The 1,061-nt window shown below is 43.7% G+C and carries 2 pseudogenes; both read right to left on the reverse strand.

Annotated features, from left to right (window positions below):
- A pseudogene (locus OGY07_RS00070) lies at positions 1–541 on the reverse strand (hypothetical protein); the annotation flags it as partial.
- Between the two features lie 169 nt (positions 542–710).
- Positions 711–1,061 (reverse strand): annotated as a pseudogene (locus OGY07_RS00075) (hypothetical protein); the annotation flags it as partial.

Consider the following 1,061-nt stretch of genomic DNA (forward strand, 5'->3'; position numbering starts at 1 on the left):
CCCATGCCCAGTCCGGAATACCGCTTACCGTTACTTTCTGTGTAAACCGGTAGAGTTCCATCCCCTGTGGAAAATAGGTGTTATCGAAATAATCTGGGTCAAAATGCCCCGGAATGCTCTGCTCCGCCAGAATTCTGGTTCGGGTGACGGAATGTGAACTGTCAGGCTGTGCTTCAGGTAAACCTTGTGGACTGATGGTTACTTTTATTGATGAAAGCGTCTGTTTTTCCTCTCCGTTAAACCGCACCAGTTCCAGACTGCAGGCGGATTGTGGATCAAAGTGCCCCCTCTCTTCCGGGGAGAGGGGCTTATCAGAAAACCAGCCCAGCGCGCCAATCTCCAGGCCGATTTCATTTTCGCCGTTTTCCATCAGCATTAAGGCGTTGGTGCTGGAAATTCCGCCGCCACGTCCACGCCAGGCAGACTTACGGTTGCCGAATCCGGTAACACCATTAGTCTTAATGGCGCAGTAAGCCCGCTGGATATTAAACAGGCTACGTATTTTCTGCGGATGACTACCGGCGAAGACTGTTAATGACATAATACCTCCTGTTAATATGATTGCCGGAATGATATATTTCTTTTTCATATGTTTTTCTCACTTTTGTGGTGTTCCGTTATATCCAGTTTCATTATCGTTATTTTTACTTAAGAAGATATAATATATGTAATCCATATATTAATATAAAATTTAGGTTATATAAATGATGTTAAATAATAGGGGTGAACTCACCGTCAATTAGTGAGAACACAGGAGCATAAGAGCCCATAAACTCATCACCATCTTTGTCAGTATATTTATAAGTTAATGGGGAATAGGTAGTATTTGATCTATTGTAGAACTGCACCATTCGTCCTTTGTTCATAATCCTGATATCATAATCTTCCCATCGAATGGGGAGTATTCTGGCTTTTCCACCTTCCAGCTCATTTTTTGTATACTGGGACAATAATATTTCATCTTCGCTGTCGCCGGTTGTTGCAGACCAGGCTTTCAGCGCTGTCTTGTCATAGGCCTTCAGGCGGTTTCGATCCCGGCTGTTGATAATTTCCGCCATCTT

The sequence above is a fragment of the Citrobacter sp. Cs237 genome, from assembly GCF_030332325.1.
Taxonomy (GTDB): domain Bacteria; phylum Pseudomonadota; class Gammaproteobacteria; order Enterobacterales; family Enterobacteriaceae; genus Citrobacter_A; species Citrobacter_A sedlakii.